Origin of the sequence: Variovorax sp. HJSM1_2 (assembly GCF_049316285.1) — a bacterium.
GTDB lineage: Bacteria > Pseudomonadota > Gammaproteobacteria > Burkholderiales > Burkholderiaceae_C > Rhodoferax_B.
Genome location: NZ_JBMOXA010000035.1, coordinates 26,054 through 42,543, shown reverse-complemented (window position 1 = coordinate 42,543; position 16,490 = coordinate 26,054). Strand labels below are relative to the sequence as shown.

The window sequence follows — 16,490 nt, the reverse complement described above, 5'->3', positions numbered from 1 at the left end:
TCGCCAAGCGTGACGCGGAGCGTCCCTAGCGCTCCGACAAAGGGCTGGGCCGGGAGTTCAGGCCCCGTGGCAGCAAGCCGGCAAACAAGGGCGTGATACGCCCCATACGCCGTTTAGCGGTAGATTCGCCCTCCGTTGTGGCGATGGCCTGCATGACGTCTGCACGCAAATACCACAAGGCCTCAATATCCGCGGCATTGCGCACCCGCCGCGCGACATGCTCAAAGCCGACCTCTTGCGCATGCGCCATGGCCTCTGACATTGCCGTTCGGATGAACTCGACTTGCCGCTTGGTGTCGGTCAAGTCTGGTTTGGGCTTGGTCAGAAGGCCGTAAAGGCTGCTGAGAAGACTGACTTTTGTCGTTTGCATGGTGTTTCTCAAGGGCGAATATAGCCATGCGTGCGGCTGTTAATGCAATCAATACATATTGTTTTCTTGGTTCACAAAATGTGACATTTCCAAGTTCAAACAAGCCTCATTTTTGAAATCGTATGCAATATGCTGTGGAATAATTTGGTATGCCACTGGAAAAAGCCGCAATATCTTGATGGTGTTGAATCAACAATAGATGAAGCTGGCGCGTTGTATGCTTGCGCTTTGTGTTGAACGGGGTATCTGTCCGTTACACCACAGGGCGTCAATCCACTAAACTGCGTTCCATTCATCCTGCTTTAAATCATTCGAATGGGTGTTCAAGCCACTGTTGTTTTCGCTGATCTCACTGAAAGCACTGCGTTTTTTGAAGCATTGGGGAACGAAAAAGCGACCCGAGCCATGACGCGGCTGACGCAGTGGATTGGTGACATTTGCCAAGCTCATCACGGTCGTGTGGTGAAACAGCTGGGCGATGGTGTGCTGGCCATCTTCTACAACGCGGGCGATGCCGCACGTGCCGTGATCGAAATGCAAAAGGGCCATCAATTGCGCCTGTTGCATTGGCCGCCCGCGATCCGCATGGAAATCAAGGCCGGCATTGCCAGCGGTGACGTGGTGGAGGTCAACGGCGATTGTTACGGTGATGCCGTCAACGTGGCTTCGCGTTTGAGTGACCTTTCTGGCGCCAACCAGATCTGGGCGACCGAGTCTGTGGTCGACCAGCTAGACGAAAACTCCGGCATCAGGCTGTTGTCGCTAGGATCGGTCAATGTGCGTGGCAAGGCCGAACCGTTGCGACTCTACCGTGTCGAATGGGAAGAGGCCGCCGGCAACGAAAACGTCACCTTGCAGGCAACCTTGCCGCAAATCAGAAAACTCGACAGCCACGGCGAGGGGCGCATTCACCTCACTTACCTGCATCGCAACCTCGAATTCACCTCGTCCAGCACTCCTACAACCCATCTGGGGCGTGGCGACAATGCAGAGTTCTTGGTCGACGACCCACGGGTTTCACGCATGCACGCCAAAATCGAATGGCGCAATGGAACGTTTGTTCTCACCGACCTGAGCAGTTTTGGCACCTGGGTTCGGTTTTCCGGAAGCGAGGGTGATGTGCCTTTGCGGCGCGACGAATGTTTGTTGCACGGCCAGGGCGAAATTGCCTTGGGTGTGCCTTTCAACGACCTGAGCTGTCCCACGGTCAACTTTTCGGTTTCGTTTAGTCACCCTTCGCTGTATTGAAGAGGCGCTGCGCGCGGCCCGGGTTTCGCGCACCAAGCTCGCCGGAACCGCTGTTTCAAGATTGGTTCGACAGACCACTAGAATTGGTGGGCGTAGTTGTCAAAAAATCGCAACAATTTCCAAGATAGACCGGTGTTGAAGTCATGACAAAGAAAACAAATATTGAGTTTGAAGATATGAACCTGCAGGTGGGCGTGCGTCTGCAGATCATGCCGGCTGAGTCAGCCAGCCCCGTCGTTCAATACTCCACCTTGATTGGATTTGTGGCCGACGAATACCTGTTGTTAAAAACGCCGCAAGAAGGTATTCAGGGGGTCAAGGACGGCAGCGCCTTGATGATTCGGGTGTTCTCGGGTGTGTCGGTTTACACCTTCGCCAGCAAGGTGCTGCATGTGCAGCAAAAGCCGTTTGCGGCGCTTTACCTGAGTTTTCCCAAGGAAATCCAGAAGGTCGGTTTGCGCAAGGCCGTGCGCGTGAAGGCTGACTTGCCCGTCAAGATCAAGAGTGGCAGTGACCCCGCCGCGTTCAAAATGGCGACGCTGTCTGACATCAGTCTGACCGGCGCCTTGGTTTCCACGGCGCGCCCCCTGGGCGGTGCGGGGGATTCGATCCAGATCGAGTTTTCGCTGCGCGATGAAAGCACCCATTCGGATGTGACCATCAGCACCGCCGCTTCGATTCGCAGTGTGCAGCAGTCGGCTGGCAGCACGGCCGATGGCATGAGTTTTCACACCGTGTATTCGCACGGCATCAACTTCCAGGATCTGAATGCCGCAGATCAAACCGTGCTGCAGAACTTCGTTTATCAAACGCTGCTGATACACCGTAGCTGATCGGCCTAGGTCTTCTGGGCGATGCCTTGTGGAGCGCTGATTTTTGTAGCGCACCCAAGGTGAATGAATCAGAATGCTGCTGCGTTCCTCTCTTTTTTCCAGCAGCAGCAAGGATTTCCGATGCCCAATATCGACTCTTTTTTTCAGTCGGTTAAGTTGCCCGTGATCTCCGAGGTTGGCCAAGCGCTGATCCGGACCTTGAACGACGAAGACGCCTCGGCCGCTGAAGTGGCGGCCATTGTGGCCAAAGATCCCGCACTCACCGCACGTTTGTTGCGCTTGGCCAATAGCGCCAGTTTTGGCCTGAGCAGAAGCGTGAGCACGCTGGACGACGCCATCAGCCTGGTCGGCATGGCGCGGGTGCGAACACTGTGTCTCGCGGCCTGTCTGGGAGATGCCTTTCCAGACGTCGAAGGCCTCAAACGCAGTGACGTATGGCGCAGTTGCATGGTCAGCGCGGGTTACGCGCAGTGGTTGTCCAACCATCTGGGCATGGACGGCAGCCAAGCCTGGTTGTGCAGCATGATGGTGCGTTTGGGCGAGGTCATCATTGCCCAAGCCCAGCCCTCGACACTGGCCGAGATCGAACGTTTGCCTCACGCCCCCGGTGGACGCTGGGAGCGTGAAACCCGTCTGACGGGTTTCAGCGAAGGCGAGGTCACCGCAGAGCTGGCCAGGCGCTGGAATTTTCCGGCTGAAATTGTCCGCGGGCTGAATGCTTCGGCCGAGCCCATGGCCGCGAAGCCGTTCAGCCGCCTGGGCGCCATCGTGCACTTGTCCATGTTGCTGGCCGACATGTTTGGAGAGGGCGTGGAGGGGGTGGAGATGTTGGACAAACTGCCCGAAGACGTGGTCAAGGCGTTGCAACTCAATCCCGAATGGATGCGCGCAAAATTTCCCGCAGCAACCTCGTTTGTCGACGTACGTTAGCGGCATCCGGGTGACCGGCCCGGTCCGCAGGCAATGGCCGCAAGGACTAAAATGCTCTGCGCCACCGGCGCTCGTGATGACCTAGTGCATCACAAGCGCACCCAGGCTGGTGTCAGCATGACCCATTTGATTCCAACCTCGCCCTTCATAAGGCAGCGCTTCATCACCCTGCGCTTTATGAACCCGATCAATGGCCAAGCCGGGTGCAGAAGTGCCCTGTCAATGATGGGGCCGCTGAATGGATGTTGAGCTCCCTCGTATCCCCGAAAAGCTCGCAACCTGCGTCAATGAAAAAACAGTGCGATCAGGATGATGATGGGAATCGGCACACCGAGGAAAAACAGCAGCAATGAACGCATAAGGCCTCCTGAGGGTTGGTGAATGGGCAACGAGTAGGCTGCGGAGTCGAGCTTCAGAGATCGCGCTGACGTCCGCCAAAAGTGGCCGCCAGGCTGGCGATGAACGCGCCACTCAGCAAGGCAATGAACAGCCAAAGCGCCGTGGTGGCGGAGGCTTTGCGCGCTTTGTCCGCGGCCTCACGCGCCGTGGTTTCGGCATTGCGCAAAGCGGTCTGCGCACGCGCATAAGCCTCACGCACACGTTCAGTCGCTTGTGCCTCGGTGAGGCCGGTGCGTTGTGCCACCAGTTGGGCGACATAACGCTGGTCTTCTGGCTGCAAAGCGCCGGTGCGTATTGTGTTCATGAAGATGGCCGTGACCTCGGTGGCCATGGCTGCGCGGTCTGCGGTCAACGCCGGGTTGGGGGCGCCGGGAACTGCATCGGGTGTTGTGCTGGCGGGCTGGCGAAAGAGCGAATCCACCACATAGGTGGAGGGTGTCATGTCGGCTCCGGCCTTGGCGATACCCGCTGCAGCCTGCGCGCCGCCACCGACAATCGAGCCTATGACGGCGCTGAGCAACACGGCGCTGGCCAGCGAGGCAATGGCCCAGGCCAGAAAGCCGTGCGCGGTGTCGCGGAAGTAGATCTCGTCGGCCTGGGTGTCCAGCCACTGCGCGCGCAGCCGCCCCGCCAGATAGCCGCCCAGTGCTGCGGCCAGCAGTTGCGTGAAGATGACCCAGGCAATGGCGGAGATGGTGAGGGTCTCCACCCCGACACCATCTCTCGCCCACGGTGAAATGGCAGACAGACCCAGGCCGGAACCGAGGATCAGCATGATCAGCGACAACGCCGCCGCACCGGCTGCGCCGGCCAGGATCGCGCCCCAACTGACGCCGCTGACCGAGGCGCGTGAAGGCGGTGCGGGGAGCCGGTCTACCTCAGGCCTATAGGCCATGGTGGCCATGGTGTCGGCTCGCAAAGCGCTGGTGTTGTCCATGATGATGCCTCCGAGAAATGATGTGGCCTGAGTATGGGATGGGGCCTTGCTCGAAGACTGTCGGATGCACAGCCCAGACACCGTAGGCGGACGAGCCGCACCGAGGTGGCGCAAAAGCCGTCAGCGTCGCGAGCAGCGAAGGCCCTGCAGCGCGCGGTTGCGCGGGCCTGTAGTGCTGCGGAGCTGGGAAATACCGGCCACTGCCTATCTTGCAGGCAATGTGTCGCTTATGCCCTCTGCGCAAAGCGCAGCAAGCGGTGGTTGCTATTATTTTTGAGATAGCCCGGACTTACCCTCAAGCTTATCCACAGAAGCAATGCACAAGTTGTTTTGCGTCTTGTTTTGGCTGCACAGACCTACAACGCGATGGGGGCCATTCCCACGAGAAGCCCCACACAAGCAAGTCATGCTGACGAGCAATTGCTTTTTGAGCTTCACAGAGGACCGCCATGCTGGCCATCATTGTTCCTGCGCACGACGAAGAAAACCATCTCGATGCCTGCCTGGCATCGTTGGAAGTGAGCGCCAAGAATCCCGCCTTGCGGGGTGAGGCGGTGGTGCGCATCGTGGTGCTCGACGACTGCACCGACGGCACCGCTCACCTCGTGCAGCGACACGGCGCGACGGCCGTCACCATCTGCGCCCGCAACGTGGGCATGGCGCGCAGTGCGGGTGCCAGCTTTGCACTGCGCCAGGGCGCTCGCTGGCTTGCGTTTACCGACGCCGATTCCACCGTCGCCGCGGATTGGCTTGCGGCGCAACTCGCACAGAACAGCGACGCCGTGTGTGGCACGGTCTCGGTCGATGACTGGGACAGCTATGGCGAACGCATGAAGGCCCACTTCAGCGCGACCTACAACTCCTGCCACGGCCATAGGCACATCCACGGCGCCAACCTCGGCGTGAGTGCCAGCGCGTATCAAAAGGCGGGCGGCTTTGCGCCGCTGGCCTGCTCCGAAGACGTGGCTTTGGTGCGGGCGCTGGAAGCCTGCGGTTGCAGCATTGCATGGTCCGCCGCGCCGCAGGTGGTGACCAGTGCACGGCCCGCGTTCAAGGCACCGGGCGGTTTTGGCGCCACCTTGTCGCGTATTGAGCAACTTGGTCAATGGGTATTGGCACCCAAGGTCGCTGCCGCATGAACACACGTGCCATGGAACCCAACGCTACATCCCCGGCCCATGTGCTGGCCGAGCGACTGCGCCTTGGCAAGCCCGCTGAAATGCAATGGCTTGATATGTTGATCGCCGAGGGCTTGGACCAACTGCCACTGCCGGGCGCCAGCGCGACCCTGGAGCGCTGGCGCGCGTTGGCGGCTGTGGGGGCCTTTGATCTGTCCCTGGCCAAACTTTATGAAGGCCATACCGACGCCTTGGCCATCCTGGCCGAATTGGCGCCGACGACTTCTTGGCACGAGCCCAGTGCCGACGGCCCTCGCAAGGCGCAGGACTCGTGGGCCGTCTGGGCGGCAGAGGCACCTGGGGGACGCACCACCTTTGTCTCGCAGGCCGATGGCACGGTGCTGCTGCATGGCAGCAAGTTCTGGTGCTCGGGTGCGTTGACTGCCAAACATGCACTGCTGACCGCCTGGGACCAAGAGGGCACGGGTCCGCAACTGATACGGGTAAACCTGCGCGCCCCGGGCATCACGGTGGACGCCTCGAAATGGCGCGCCGTGGGCATGGCCCACAGTGCGAGTGTCAACGTCAGGTTTGCCAATACCCGCGCACAACTTGTCGGGGCGCCGGGCGACTATCTGCAACGGCCCGGGTTCTGGCACGGTGGCGCCGGCATCGCTGCTTGCTGGTTTGGCGGTGCGCTAGGTTTGGCCAGAGCGCTTCGCAGCGCCGTGACGCGCGACGCCGCGCATGCCACGGCGGCCACGGCAACCGCAGCCGCGCCCCTGCTGCGCAGTATTGCACTGGGCCAGGTCGACCTGGCTTTGCGTTCGACGGCCGCGGTGCTGCGCGAGGCTGCCGCCTGGATTGATCACGACAACTTGGCCGATGCGCGTGAGGTGGCCTTGCGCGCGCGCCTGTCGGCCGAGCAATGCGCCAAAACCGTGCTGGATGCCGCCGGTCGTGCATTAGGCGCCACGCCGTTTTGTCTGGACGAAAAGTTCGCCCAGGCGGCTGCGGATCTGCCTGTGTTCATCCGGCAAAGCCACGCAGAACGTGACCTGGCAGCGCTGGGCGAGCGAGTGGCCGCAGTACCTGAGGCCTGGGCCTTATGAGCGCAGCCACCGCCGCAGAATCCCTCCAGGTGCTGGCAGCACGCTCGGCAGCGTCCCCGTTGGCGGATGGCGCTGCGCAAGACAGTACCTCGGCAGCTACGCCCGACAGCCCGGCGTATTTCGACGCCATGTTTGCTGTGAGCGACGATCCCTGGCAATTCAAATCGCGTTGGTACGAGCGCCGCAAGCGCGCCTTGACCCTGGCCTGCCTGCCGGCACAGCGTTATGCCTCGGCATATGAACCAGCGTGTGCCAACGGCGAACTTTCGGCCGCTCTGGCGCCGCGCTGCGACCGGCTGCTGGTGAGCGACGGGGTGGACAGGGCGGTAGACCTGGCGCGGGCGCGGCTGAGCACACACAGCAACGTCAAGGTCGTGAAGGCCTGGTTGCCGGACCAGTGGCCCGAGGGCAGCTTTGACCTGATTGTGCTGAGTGAATTTTTGTTCTACCTCACACCCGCCACGCTGCACAAGTTGGCGCGTTGTGTGTTGTCTTCGTTGCGCCCCCAGGGCGTGGTGCTGGCCTGCCACTGGGTGCATCCCATAAAGGCGTGTGTGCTGACCGGCAACACCGCACACGACCAACTGGACGATCTGCTGGCCCTGCCCAATGTGTGCCAGCTGCGGGAGCCCGACCTGCGGCTGGACGTTTGGACCCAAGCCCCCACTGCTGCTGCCCTGGACGGGCTGAGCTGAGTTTTTCCGCAAGTCCTTGAGACTCCTCAACCACCACCTATCCACTCAACGAAAGGTCATCATGGCTACCCCCAAAAAATCAAGCGCAGCCGCTACCGCAAAAGTTGCTAGCAAGAGCGCCGGGCAGCAGGCGATTGAACCCAGCCTGCACCAACAGAGCGGCGGGGCTTCGCACGAAACCCAGCGTTTTGGCGAAATCGTCGCCAGACCCCATGGCCTGGACAGCAAGGTCGCGAAAACCAGCGTCATGGCCCTCAACCAGGTGCTGGCCGACACCATTTGCCTGCGCGACATGTACAAGAAACACCATTGGCAGGTGGTGGGCCCCACCTTCAATCAATTACATCTGATGTTTGACAAACATTTCGAGGGGCAGGCGGCATTGGTGGATGTGATCGCCGAACGCATACAGGTACTGGGCGGCATCTCCCTGGCCATGGCCGCCGACATTGCCGAAGAAACCAAGATCCCCCGGCCGCCACGCGGGCGCGAGCCTGCCGCGGTGCAGTTGTCGCGCTTGATCGATGCACATACCTTGATCATCAAGGAAGCGCGCGCGCTTGCAGAAAAAGCCAGCGATGCGGGCGATTCGGGCACCGACGATTTGCTGGTCAGCGAGGTGTTGCGAACCAACGAGCTTCAGGTATGGTTTTTGTCGGAGCACCTGGTCGCGGCTTCCCCGGTCTGAGCTTGGCGCTACCGGTCTAGGCAATAGGCTGTTGATGGACATCGCACCCGAGCAAGCCCACGCCGAGACGCGGCAGATTGTGGGCGAGGGCACGGCCGAGCCGGTTTGGCGCGCGTGGCTGGGCGAATGCGCCGTGCCCAGGCTTTGCTTGGACGAAGTCCTGCGAGCAGACCAGCGCCTTGTCGTCCTGGCGCCGCACCCGGACGACGAGGTGCTGGCTTGTGGTGGCCTGCTGGCCAGCCATGCGGCACGTGGTGGCGCCTGCCTGGTGCTGGCCGTGACGGATGGCGAAGCCAGCCATGCCGGATCGAAAAAATTCTCCCCCCATGCCCTGGCCCAGGCGCGTCGTGCGGAAAGCAGCCGGGGCCTGGTGGTACTCGGCGTGAGCCCCACGGCGGTTGTGCGGCTTGGCTTGCCGGATGGGCAGGTGGCGGCGCATTCCGAAAAACTCGCATCCGCGCTGCAGCTTGTTTTGCAGCCTGGCGACGTGGTGTTGAGCACCTGGCGCAAGGACGGACATCCCGACCACGAAGCCACGGGCCATGTGGCCGCCGACATCTGTGCGCAGAAAGGACTGCGCTTTTTGGAAGCGCCGGTGTGGATGTGGCACTGGGCCAGGCCTGGCCACGCGCAGGTGCCGTGGCGGCAGATGGCGGCCTTTGGGTTGAACGATACAACGCTGGCCCTCAAGTGTCGCGCATTGGCGGCGCATGCCAGCCAGCTCAAGCCGCGCGACGGGCCAGACCCAGCGCCGGTCCTGGGCCCGGCCATCCGTGAACGCGCGACGCGACCCAGCGAATATTTCTTTGAGTTGGTGTGACGGATGGCGGGCGGGGCGGCCGTTGGAACGGGCCGGCCGCGGCTGTGGCCGCGAGACACCAGGCCTGTTGCCTCGCCCGGTGAAAACCCATGGAAAACCATGATGCCGGACAGTTATCGCGCCTCGAAATGCGCCATCTTCTGCGGCGCGGGCCGGTTGCTTAAAGTCATCTGCATGTCATGGACTCGAAACCAAAGAAGCGCGTGGGCATGCGGCCTGCCGCCCAGAGCGGTTTCTGAAGACGCGCAGCATCCAGGCGCAGTCTTCGATGACGAAGAAGGCCAGCCAACAGCCGACCTTCAGCCCGAACCCCAAGCCTGAGAACAGCCCGCGTGGCCCTGTGGGCTTCCGAACAGCCCACATTCAATCGATTACTCCCAACGAGACAAGCATATGCACAAAAAATTCAAACATCGCGCACTTGCGGCCGCCATCGCCGCGATCTCGGCCACCGGCCTGCTGACCGCCTGCGGTGGCGGCGATGGTGCCAACACTGTCAATCCCGGTGTTTATGACAGCCAGTTGGCCTTTGACAAGACCAAGTACACCACCATCACGGTCACGCTGGATGGCGTGAGCACACCGGTACGCTGGTACCGCGAGGTGTGCTACGTCGGCAAACCGATGCGGCTTGCGCCCACCCAGTCCGCCGGTGCCGTGGACAACCAGGCCTGTGGTTACCAGAACATGAACATCTTCGTGCGCGAAGTCGATGCGGCCAAGCAGGACAACGCCATTTTGCTCAACGTCAACAACTCCGGCTGGTTGGCCAGCTACCAGGGTGGCAAGGGTGGCTGGGACGGCACTAGCCCCATTACCAGTGCCAACTACACCGGTGCCGACATCGTCAACGGCGGCAGCTATGTCAGCAACAGCGACACCGACAAGCGAGGCGCTGCGCTGAGCCGCGGCTTTGTCTACATCAACATGGCTTCGCGCAGCCGAGGCGCGACCGCGCCCGCAGGCGTTTTCGATGACGGCATTTACCAGGGCAAGGCGCCGGCGGCGATTGTGGACGCCAAGGCCGCCGTGCGTTACCTGCGCCTGAACGACAGCCTCATGCCCGGCACCGCCAGCCGCATCGTGGTGAACGGCACCAGCGGCGGCGGCGCACAAAGCACGCAGCTAGGTGCGACCGGCGACAGCGCCGACTATCTGCCCTATCTGAAGGCCGTAGGCGCAGCCGGCATAGACACCAATGGCAAGAGCGGGATCAGCGACAGCGTCTACGCCATCGTCGCCTATTGCCCGATTCAGGACATGGGCAGTGCCGACCTGGCTTACGAATGGATGTTCAATGTGGTGGGCACACGCGCCGCGGTGTCGGCGGACCAGAAGGCCGGGCTGATCGTGGACGCCAGCGGCAATGAGTTGGTCCGGGCCTCCAACCCCGACCCTGCAGGCAGCAGCGCACTGATGAACAAGTTCACGGCTTACCAGGCCAGCCTGGGCCTGAAGAACGACGACGGCACGGCGCTGACGTCTAGCAATATGCTGGCGGCCCTGGAGCTCGAGATCAAGAAGGCAGCCAGCGCGTATGTCAAGTCCGGCAAGGCTTTTGTGGCCTACAACAGCTTTGGCAGCGCCGCGGCCAATGGGGTCGCCGGCGGCAGCGGAACCCTTTATTACAAGAACGACTTCATCAACGTCGATGCGAGCGGCACGGTCACCAATTTCGACATGGCCAACTACCTGAAGTTTGTGGCCAAGCAGGCGCGTCTCAAGGCCGTGCCATCTTTTGACCAAGTAGGCCAGACCGCCGCCCTCGCAGCAACCGCCACGGCCGACACCACCAAGGCCGGTGCCGTGGTCAACGGCAATTACAGCGGCGGCGAGTCCAACCTGTTTGGCACGGCTGCGCAGGTCTATTCCAACTTCACCGAATTCGCCTGGAACAACAACAATGGCGGAGACGCCATCAATGCCAAGCAAAGCGACGTGGGTTTGAAGAACACCGGCTACACCTGGGCCAACAACCCTCAGCAGGCCTATCTGCTGAACCAGTACAAGATGATCAACGCGCTACCCTACATCGGCAAGACCGATGGCATCACCACGCATTGGCGCGTGCGTGTGGGCGCGCGTGACCGTGACACGTCGTTCACCGTGGCCTACAACCTCAGCCGCGCCCTGAAAGCCGATGCCAAGGTCAAAGATGTCGACTACGCGTTGTTCTGGGACCAGGGACATGCCGGCAACTACGACGTGCTGGACGCGTTTAAATGGATAGACCAGAAGCTGGCTGCCGGTAACTAAAGCCAGGCCATAGAGCCAGGCCGAACAAGTCTCAGCATCATGCTGCGACTTGTTCCGCGTCACCTCAAACGTGTGGACGATCTCGCCGTGCCCCTGGTGAGATCGTCCACACGTTCTATGCGTCGTTCACGCGCCAACTGTCGAGTGCAAAGTCGCGCTCTATGAGTTTTTCGCCCAGCAAGAAACTCTTCACCTCGCCGAGCAGCGCCACACCTTCCGGCGGATAGGCCACCTCGGGGAAGTGTGACAAGGGGTGCGAGATCTTCACCACGTCCACCGGGAAGCCGCTGACCTCGGCATGGAAGGCGTAATAGGCCTCGCTGTCGCGGCCGATGTCGGCCAGGGCCGCGCGCCGTGCGCGTGTCCATGCGCCGGCCAGGCCGGGTCGCGCCGCCAGCAGTTTGTCGGACGCCACGATCACCGAGGTGCCGCGCAGCTTGGGGTGTTGCTCGGCCTGGTCTATGACAGGGTAGCCGCGTGCGGCCAGCAGCGGGCCGGTGTCGATCTGCGCCGCAAAGGCGGCGATGACACCCTTGTCGAGTGCCGCCTCGCCGTCGCGTGGAAACATGTGGATCACTTTCACCGACTTCTGCAAGCCGTGCTCTTTCAGCAGGCCCAGCACATAGCGGTGCATGTAAGAACCACGCGCCACACCAATCGATTGGCCATCCAGCTCCTTTACGCTGCGCACGCCGTTGCGTGGTGTCAGCAGCCACACGTTCAAGCCCACGGAATCAAAACCAATCAGTTGTGTCTCCAGGCCGCGTGCACGCGCCACGATGGCGGGGGTGTCGCCGTAGATGCCGGCGTCCAGCGCACCCGCAAAGAAGGCTTCGTTCAGATCCGGGCCATTTGGGAAGTTGCGCGTCACCACGTCCTTGATACCCAGCGGCGCCAGTTCGCGCAGCAGGTAGCCCTTTTGCAGAGCCCAGCCGGTGGCCGCCGCAGGCTTTTTGCCGGGGCCGATGTAGCCCAGGCGCAGCACACTGCTGTCGGCCGTCTGGGCGCTGGAGAAGCCGGGCAGGGCGCTGGCGGCGGCTGCGCCCGCGGCGCTCAGCAGCAGGCGGCGACGGGTGGCAAAGCGTGTAGTGGAAGGCGTTGTCAGAGTAGGTTTCATGGCATCAATGCGCGCGTTTAAGAAGTTCAAAACTGGCATCAGCCGCCGCTGTGGACTGGCGCCCACGGCCCCAGCCTATGGCGTGGCGGTAGCTGCCCAGCGGGGCCTGTGTAGACGGTTCGCGTTCTTCGGCGGTGGCGCGGCGATCCGCAATCGGGGCCACATACAGCGCGTCTTCAGGGCAATACAGCTCGCACATGAAGCAGGTCTGGCAGTCCTCTTGGCGGGCGATGTGTGGTGGGCCGTTGGTGACCACGTCGAATACGTTGGTAGGGCAGGCGCTGACACAGATGTTGCAAGCAGTGCAGCGCTCGGGGCTGATGAGTTCTATCATGCGGCGACCTCGTCGCGCACGGCTTGTGTGTGGACCCAGACCTCGTCCAGCCCTCCGCTGAGCAAGCGGTGGCGTTGGCCGGGGTCGAGCACGGCATGTTCGCGGCGGCGGTGCATGCCGCGGGTTTCGGTGCGTTGCAGCGCGCTGCGGTACATCCAGCGTGCGGTGGCCAGCATGGCGGCAGCCTCGCGGGCGCGCACCGCTTCCGTCGCACTGGCCGCCGGTGCGCTTTGGCGCAGGCGGCGCCACAGATCATCGAGCCGGCCTAATGAAGCCTGCAATGCTTCGGCTTCGCGGAACCAGTTGCGTTCGTAGGGGAAGACCTCTGCCTGCACCGCGCTCACCAGCGCCTGGCTGTTATAGGCCGTGGCACCTTGGCTGGACAGCGCCACACCGCCCGCGCGTTGCAAAACACGTTGGAAAACACCTGTGGTGTGGGCGTGCTGATCTTTGCCAAACGCCGCAGCACCCGCGCCGGCCCAGAAGCCGGACGACAGCGCCCAGGCGGCGTTGTGGCTGCCACCGCCGGTAAAGCCGCCGCAGATCAACTCGCGCGTGGCGGCGTCGCCTGCCGCATAAAGGCCAGGGACGGACGTGGCGCAGCTTTCGTCCACCAGGTTGAGCCCACCGGTGCCGCGCACCGTGCCTTCCAGACGCAAGCTCACGGGGAAATGCTGGGTGAAAGGGTTGATGCCCTGGCGGTCGAATGAAACGAAAAAGTTGGGTTGCGCGGTGCGCATCCAGGCCTGGATTTGTGCATCGGCACGGTCGATACACGCGTAGACCGCTTGAGTCTGCAGTTGCTGCGCGATGACGCTGCGACCACGTGAGGAACCGGCGCCTTCTATCACCTGGCCTTGGGCGTCGTAAAACGTCGCCCAGTTGTAGAACAGGGATTTGGTGACCGACGAAAACGCCGGGCCCAGGCCATAGGCATTCGAGAACTCCATGCCAGACAGCGCCGCGCCCACCTCGGCGGCCATCAACTGGCCATCGCCGGTCAACACATTGCAGCCGAGGGCCTTGCTCAGGAAGGCGCAGCCGCCGGTGGCGATGACCACGGCGCCCGCGCGCACCACCCAGGTGTCGCCGCTTTGCCGGTTCACGCCGGTGGCGCCTGCGACCGTGCCTTGTGTGTCGACCAGCAGCTCGAGTGCCGGGCTGTGGTCGAGTATGCGTGCGCCCGATGATTTCACCTGCTTGCGCATCAGCCGCATGTATTCGGGGCCTTGCAGCGAGGTGCAGCGCAACTTGCCTTCGTCATCGCTGGGAAAGGGATAACCCCAGTCTTTCAGGCGCTCCACGTTGTCCCAGGTCTGGGCCAGCACGCGGTCCATCCAGGCGTGCTCGGCCAGGTGGCCGCCCATGGTCAGGCGGCTGGCTTTGGCCAAGGCACGGGCATCACCGTCGGGTGACACGTGCCATAGCCCCGTGCCCGATGGTGCGGTGGCGCCCGAGGTGCCACAAAAGCCCTTGTCGGCGAGCAGCACGCGTGCGCCCTGGGCTGCGGCGCTGATCGCCGCCCAACAGCCGGCGGGGCCACCACCGATCACCAGTACGTCGACTTCGTGCCTATGGCTGCCGTCGGCACCGGACAGGGCATGGCCCGTAAATTCTCTGGCACCCATTTGTTTTCAACCTTGTGTTTGTGCGAGTGCTTCACTCTAAACAGCCGCATCGCGGCACACAAAGAAGAAATCCGTTCAACGATATGCGCTTTGCTGGCGGGCCGCACAAGACCCTGTTAAAGGTCTTTTTCGGAGCGCCGAAAGACATCTGTATCGAAGCAAATGCTGCAGCCCTTACCCCCGGGAAAGTTAATAGGTAAACATACAATACGAGAACAATCTCAATAGCGAAGGAGCAGCTTTCTCATGCCAGATCAAGAAGGCCAGGATGGTGCGCCAGGAAACCAGGTGGCTAGGGACGGACTGGTGCTGTCCGAGCGGGACGGGCGCGTGCTGGCACAGATGTCGGCGGGGGAGAACCGCGCGCCCTTGAGCGCTGCCAACGTGCGCCAGCTGCTGGACCAGTCGGGTCACGGCGACTGGATGGTGCTGGACGACGGCCTTGACACCTTGCTCGAACGCTGGGGCAACCACTCGGACGCATTTGATATCGACATCGCTGAAAAACGCGATGCCTCAGTGGCCGTGACGATCGCCGGTGATGGCGCCGTGGCCTGGTTGCAGGTTTCACCTGCGCGTGGCGGGCAGGGGCTGGCGGTGGTTGACGTGGCCAACGCCTTGAAGCAGGCGGGTGTCGTTTTTGGCATTGATGAAAATGCGGTGCTGCAGGCGTGTGCCGCCGTGATGCCGGCCAAGATAGAAGCCGCCTTTCAGAGGCCGCCTCTCAGCGGCGCAGACAGCACATTCGAGCTGCTGATGCAGACAGTTGCCGACCGCGCCCCTAAAGTCAACGAAGACGGCCTGATCGATTTCCGCGAACTCGGCGACATTCCCTTTGTTCAGCCGGGTGCACCCTTGATGCGCCGCCATCCCGCCACAGCCGGAGTGGCGGGCTGCGACGTGCGCGGCAACCCTGTCAATCCTTCGCCGGGCATCAACACTCCGTATGCCAGCCCGCTCAAGGGTGTGCGTTTCGCTGCTGACGACGCCGAACTGCTGGAGGCGGATGTCAAAGGTCAGCCCGTGCGTGTGGAAAACGGCATGCTGGTGGAGGATGTGCTGTCCCTGGAAAAGGTGGACATGAACAGCGGCAACATCAGTTTCGATGGCAGCATCGAAATCAAGGGTGATGTGATGGCCCACATGAAGATCAAGGTCACGGGCAATATTGTGGTACGCGGCACGGTGGAGGGCGCGGAGCTGGACGCTGGTGGCGACATCCAGATCAACAGCGGCATCATCGCCCATTCCAAGGTCAAGGCCGCGGGGGCGGTTGCTGCGCGTTTTATCGAAAACTCCGAGGTTTCGGCGGGCACTGTCATCTCTGTCGACGACATGGTGCTGCAAAGCGAATTGCTGGCACACAACCAGATCATTGTGGGCATCAAGGCGCAGAAGCGCGGTCGCATCGTCGGTGGCAATACCCGCACCATGATGAAGGTGCATGTGCCGCAGATCGGCGCGGACGACGCCAGCGGTGTGACCACGGTGCAGGTCGGCGTCAACCCCATCCTGGAAGCGCAGCTGCTGGAGATCGAGGCGCAGATCAGTAAATCCGAGACCGAGCAGAGCAATCTGAAAAAGGTCGTGCAACACCTCAAGACCAACGGCGACAAGAACCAGCAACTGCCGCGGGCCCAAGCCGCGCTGCAGCATGCGCTTCAAGTCTGGGGCGCACGCCTCAACGACAAACAAAAGGTAGAAGGACAACTCGCGACATTCGAGGACGCGGTGATTGAGGTCGGCCGGGCAGTTGAAGGTTCGGTGGTCCTGACCTTCGGCAAACGATCACGCCGGGTTCAACATGCTTACGAGGCAGGGGTGTTCAAACTCGCGCCTAGTGGACATATCGTGCATGTGGACTCACAGGGCACGGCTACCGTGGTGGGCTGAGCCGCCGCGCGAATACACGGCATCAGGTTCAAGACACTCGGGCCATTTCTTCAAAACATGCCGCCATCTTGCTGCTGAGTTCAGATGGCCTGGCCGTACAGCAGCAAAATTG

The 16,490-nt window shown here is 61.9% G+C and carries 15 protein-coding genes; 10 read left to right on the top strand and 5 right to left on the bottom strand.

The genetic code is table 11. The annotated features are described in order from the left end of the window. Positions 1–25 precede the first annotated feature (25 nt). A complete protein-coding gene (locus ACFQ95_RS23790) occupies positions 26–370 on the bottom strand; it encodes a hypothetical protein (RefSeq protein ID WP_422835108.1) in 345 nt (114 codons plus the stop codon). A gap of 315 nt (positions 371–685) precedes the next feature. On the opposite strand from ACFQ95_RS23790, the gene ACFQ95_RS23785 reads away from it, so the two are divergent. From ACFQ95_RS23785 to ACFQ95_RS23775, 3 genes are all read left to right on the top strand, one after another. Then, the gene (locus ACFQ95_RS23785; protein WP_422835107.1) at positions 686–1,618 is read left to right on the top strand and encodes an adenylate/guanylate cyclase domain-containing protein; all 933 of its coding nucleotides are present in this window, start codon (positions 686–688) and stop codon (positions 1,616–1,618) included. A 143-nt stretch (positions 1,619–1,761) separates the two neighbouring features. Next, positions 1,762–2,451, top strand: a complete 690-nt coding sequence (locus tag ACFQ95_RS23780) for a flagellar brake protein (RefSeq protein WP_422835106.1) — start codon at positions 1,762–1,764, stop codon at positions 2,449–2,451. Between the two features lie 120 nt (positions 2,452–2,571). After that, entirely contained in the window at positions 2,572–3,381 is an 810-nt protein-coding gene (locus ACFQ95_RS23775) for an HDOD domain-containing protein (RefSeq protein WP_422835104.1), read from the top strand. 412 nt (positions 3,382–3,793) lie between these two features. Here ACFQ95_RS23775 and ACFQ95_RS23770 read toward each other — a convergent pair whose 3' ends face one another. Further along, on the bottom strand, positions 3,794–4,717 hold the full coding sequence (locus tag ACFQ95_RS23770; protein WP_422835103.1) for a hypothetical protein: 924 nt from the start codon (positions 4,715–4,717) through the stop codon (positions 3,794–3,796). A 449-nt stretch (positions 4,718–5,166) separates the two neighbouring features. Here ACFQ95_RS23770 and ACFQ95_RS23765 point away from each other — a divergent pair, with 449 nt between their 5' ends. The 6 genes from ACFQ95_RS23765 to ACFQ95_RS23740 all read left to right on the top strand — a co-directional run bounded on the left by ACFQ95_RS23765 (position 5,167) and on the right by ACFQ95_RS23740 (position 11,406). Beyond that, entirely contained in the window at positions 5,167–5,856 is a 690-nt protein-coding gene (locus ACFQ95_RS23765; RefSeq protein ID WP_422835101.1) for a glycosyltransferase, read from the top strand. After that, positions 5,853–6,947, top strand: coding sequence for an acyl-CoA dehydrogenase (locus tag ACFQ95_RS23760; RefSeq protein ID WP_422835100.1), 1,095 nt, complete (start codon positions 5,853–5,855; stop codon positions 6,945–6,947). Before ACFQ95_RS23765 ends, ACFQ95_RS23760 begins: the two co-directional genes overlap by 4 nt. Next, a complete protein-coding gene (locus ACFQ95_RS23755) occupies positions 6,944–7,642 on the top strand; it encodes an SAM-dependent methyltransferase (protein WP_422835098.1) in 699 nt (232 codons plus the stop codon). Before ACFQ95_RS23760 ends, ACFQ95_RS23755 begins: the two co-directional genes overlap by 4 nt. A gap of 61 nt (positions 7,643–7,703) precedes the next feature. Next, complete coding sequence (locus ACFQ95_RS23750) at positions 7,704–8,330, top strand: Dps family protein (protein WP_422835097.1); 627 nt, start codon at positions 7,704–7,706, stop codon at positions 8,328–8,330. Positions 8,331–8,364: 34 nt separating this feature from the next. Then, the gene (locus ACFQ95_RS23745) at positions 8,365–9,150 is read left to right on the top strand and encodes a PIG-L deacetylase family protein (protein ID WP_422835095.1); all 786 of its coding nucleotides are present in this window, start codon (positions 8,365–8,367) and stop codon (positions 9,148–9,150) included. 393 nt (positions 9,151–9,543) lie between these two features. Then, a complete protein-coding gene (locus ACFQ95_RS23740; protein WP_422835092.1) occupies positions 9,544–11,406 on the top strand; it encodes a subtype B tannase in 1,863 nt (620 codons plus the stop codon). Between the two features lie 115 nt (positions 11,407–11,521). Here the strand turns inward: ACFQ95_RS23740 and ACFQ95_RS23735 are convergent, their stop codons facing one another. The 3 genes from ACFQ95_RS23735 to ACFQ95_RS23725 are packed head-to-tail and all read right to left on the bottom strand — an operon-like array spanning position 11,522 to position 14,485. Beyond that, on the bottom strand, positions 11,522–12,523 hold the full coding sequence (locus ACFQ95_RS23735; protein ID WP_422835090.1) for an ABC transporter substrate-binding protein: 1,002 nt from the start codon (positions 12,521–12,523) through the stop codon (positions 11,522–11,524). 4 nt (positions 12,524–12,527) lie between these two features. Next, complete coding sequence (locus ACFQ95_RS23730) at positions 12,528–12,857, bottom strand: 4Fe-4S binding protein (RefSeq protein WP_422835089.1); 330 nt, start codon at positions 12,855–12,857, stop codon at positions 12,528–12,530. Next, positions 12,854–14,485 carry an FAD-dependent oxidoreductase gene (locus tag ACFQ95_RS23725; protein WP_422835087.1) on the bottom strand — a complete coding sequence of 544 codons (1,632 nt, stop codon included), beginning with the start codon at positions 14,483–14,485 and terminating at the stop codon, positions 12,854–12,856. Before ACFQ95_RS23725 ends, ACFQ95_RS23730 begins: the two co-directional genes overlap by 4 nt. 246 nt (positions 14,486–14,731) lie before the next feature. Between ACFQ95_RS23725 and ACFQ95_RS23720 the strand changes: the two genes are divergently transcribed. Then, the gene (locus ACFQ95_RS23720; RefSeq protein ID WP_422835085.1) at positions 14,732–16,378 is read left to right on the top strand and encodes a DUF342 domain-containing protein; all 1,647 of its coding nucleotides are present in this window, start codon (positions 14,732–14,734) and stop codon (positions 16,376–16,378) included. Positions 16,379–16,490: the final 112 nt, after the last annotated feature.

Bases quoted from the DNA above. Each gene is read 5' to 3' on its own strand.
- ACFQ95_RS23790 (WP_422835108.1), bottom strand. From the start codon at position 370: ATGCAAACGACAAAAGTCAGTCTTCTCAGCAGCCTTTACGGCCTTCTG.
- ACFQ95_RS23785 (WP_422835107.1), top strand. From the start codon at position 686: ATGGGTGTTCAAGCCACTGTTGTTTTCGCTGATCTCACTGAAAGCACT.
- ACFQ95_RS23780 (WP_422835106.1), top strand. From the start codon at position 1,762: ATGACAAAGAAAACAAATATTGAGTTTGAAGATATGAACCTGCAGGTG.
- ACFQ95_RS23775 (WP_422835104.1), top strand. From the start codon at position 2,572: ATGCCCAATATCGACTCTTTTTTTCAGTCGGTTAAGTTGCCCGTGATC.
- ACFQ95_RS23770 (WP_422835103.1), bottom strand. From the start codon at position 4,717: ATGGACAACACCAGCGCTTTGCGAGCCGACACCATGGCCACCATGGCC.
- ACFQ95_RS23765 (WP_422835101.1), top strand. From the start codon at position 5,167: ATGCTGGCCATCATTGTTCCTGCGCACGACGAAGAAAACCATCTCGAT.
- ACFQ95_RS23760 (WP_422835100.1), top strand. From the start codon at position 5,853: ATGAACACACGTGCCATGGAACCCAACGCTACATCCCCGGCCCATGTG.
- ACFQ95_RS23755 (WP_422835098.1), top strand. From the start codon at position 6,944: ATGAGCGCAGCCACCGCCGCAGAATCCCTCCAGGTGCTGGCAGCACGC.
- ACFQ95_RS23750 (WP_422835097.1), top strand. From the start codon at position 7,704: ATGGCTACCCCCAAAAAATCAAGCGCAGCCGCTACCGCAAAAGTTGCT.
- ACFQ95_RS23745 (WP_422835095.1), top strand. From the start codon at position 8,365: ATGGACATCGCACCCGAGCAAGCCCACGCCGAGACGCGGCAGATTGTG.
- ACFQ95_RS23740 (WP_422835092.1), top strand. From the start codon at position 9,544: ATGCACAAAAAATTCAAACATCGCGCACTTGCGGCCGCCATCGCCGCG.
- ACFQ95_RS23735 (WP_422835090.1), bottom strand. From the start codon at position 12,523: ATGAAACCTACTCTGACAACGCCTTCCACTACACGCTTTGCCACCCGT.
- ACFQ95_RS23730 (WP_422835089.1), bottom strand. From the start codon at position 12,857: ATGATAGAACTCATCAGCCCCGAGCGCTGCACTGCTTGCAACATCTGT.
- ACFQ95_RS23725 (WP_422835087.1), bottom strand. From the start codon at position 14,485: ATGGGTGCCAGAGAATTTACGGGCCATGCCCTGTCCGGTGCCGACGGC.
- ACFQ95_RS23720 (WP_422835085.1), top strand. From the start codon at position 14,732: ATGCCAGATCAAGAAGGCCAGGATGGTGCGCCAGGAAACCAGGTGGCT.